Source organism: Streptomyces sp. A0958 (assembly GCF_004795035.1).
In the GTDB taxonomy this organism is placed as follows: Bacteria; Actinomycetota; Actinomycetes; order Streptomycetales; family Streptomycetaceae; genus Streptomyces.
The window spans coordinates 1-1795 of the sequence record NZ_SSBK01000086.1 but is presented as its reverse complement, the minus strand read 5'-3'; the positions used below and the strand labels follow the sequence as shown (position 1 = coordinate 1795).

At 68.4% G+C, this 1795-nt stretch carries 1 protein-coding gene; it reads right to left on the bottom strand.

From position 1 onward, the window contains the following. Window positions 1–11: 11 nt before the first annotated feature. The gene (locus tag E6P78_RS32405; protein WP_136207190.1) at window positions 12–1697 is read right to left on the bottom strand and encodes an IS1182 family transposase; all 1686 of its coding nucleotides are present in this window, start codon (window positions 1695–1697) and stop codon (window positions 12–14) included. Between the last annotated feature and the right edge of the window lie 98 nt (window positions 1698–1795).

The window sequence follows — 1795 nt, the reverse complement described above, 5'->3', positions numbered from 1 at the left end:
GACGCTGTTGGTTAATTCGGGCCCTGTTGCTTCGCCCCGCCGACTTGGTCGGCGGGGCGAAGTGCTGCGAAGTGGCTGGTTCGGGTGCGGGCCCGGGGCGTGTCGGTGAGGTGGGCGTCGATGCGGGCGAGGTTGATGGCGGCGCCGGTGAGCTGGTGCTGGAGACTGGTCTTCGCCAGGCCTCGGTAGCGGGATCTGCGCAGGCCGCAGCGCCCGACGCCTTGGGAGATGGTGCCTTCGATTCCGGCGCGGACCTTGTAGCGGTCTTTCCACTCGTCGGTCTGCTGGAGAGCGCGGGTGCGTTGAAGGGCCTGGTGCTCGTCGTGCTGCCGCAGGGTGAGTTCCCTGCGTTCGGCCTTGGGCGAGCTGACGCAGTCGCGCAGTGCGGGGCAGTGGCGGCAGTCGGCCGGGGAGAATCTGACCCGGATCACGGGAAGCTGATGCTGAGAGCTGCGCAGAGCCCACTGGGTGCTGGTGGCTCCGTTCGGGCAGGTCACCTGCTGCTGGTTCCAGTCGATACTGAAGGCGTCCTGTCCGTAGCCGCTGCCGTTCTTCGACTGGACGACGGTGACCGCTTGCAACGGCCCGTGCAGCTCGATGCCATGCTCACGCCGGGCGGTCGTCAGCGCGGCGGCGTTGGGATATCCGGCATCGACCCAGTGTTCGCCGGGCCGGCAGTCCCGCGCGGCGAGGGAGTCATGGATCGGGCCGGTCATCACGCTGTCCGGGACGGTGGCGTCGGTCGTGGCCACGTTCGTGATCAGGTTCGGGGTGTCCGGCTCGCAGGTCTCGGTGAGGTGGGTCTTGTATCCGTCCCAGAGAATGTCGCGTTTCTTGCTGCCCCTGGCTTCGGGGTCATAGGGCGTGACCAGGCGCGTTGCGCCCGGCGGGCGATCTTTTGGGTCCCGCCGCCTCACCTCGCCCCCGACTCGGTGGAAGTGCTGGACCCACATCTGCCGCAGGATGTTCACCTGCTCCAGCTCCCGCAGTCCGGCCGGCGCCTGGGGCGAGAAGACGGCCTCAAGCAGCCGCGTCCCGTCCGTTGCGATCCGCCGGCCGACCTCCACCCGCTTGGCGTGGGCCTTGGGGAACCGGGAGTCCTCGGCCCGGGTGGCGTAATGCCGGAACCAGTCCGGCTCGGCGATATCCGCCAGCCAGTCGGGGGCAGCCTGCGCGAGCGCGTTCAACGCCGAACGCAGCGTCTCCGCGACCATCTCCAGCCAGCACAGCTCCCGGGCCGCGGACTGCACATGCGTGGAGTCAGTACGAGCCCGGCCGGCGGTCTTGAGCAGTCCCTTGTCCCGGGCCCCAGCCAGGATTCCGTCCAGTACTCGTCTGCCCGCCTCCGCATCGATGAGGCGGTCCCGGAACTCCGACAGCACCGAGAAGTCGAAGCCCGAATCAGCCAGTTCCAACGCGAGGGCGTACTTGAAGTCGATCCTCGCCCGCACCGCCTCTGCGGCCTGCCGGTCGGTGAGCCCTTCCACGAACTGCAACACCAGCACCAACGCGAGGCGCCCCGGTGACCAGGCAGGCTTCCCCCGAGCCGGGAAGAGATCCGCAAACTCCTCATCGGTGAACAACGGCCCCAACTCGTCCCGCACCCGGATCGCCAGGCTCCCCTTCGGGAACGCCGCCCGCGCCACCCGAACCGTCTCCGCCGGAATCTCCCCCGGCCCCTTCGGCTGCAAAGACATCGACACCCACCCCATACGACAACGCCGGCTCCCAAGACCACAACCAGATCTTGGGAGCCGACGTCACGCACAGGCCCGAATTAACCAACAGCGTCCGA

Bases quoted from the DNA above. Each gene is read 5' to 3' on its own strand.
- E6P78_RS32405 (WP_136207190.1), bottom strand. From the start codon at position 1,697: ATGTCTTTGCAGCCGAAGGGGCCGGGGGAGATTCCGGCGGAGACGGTT.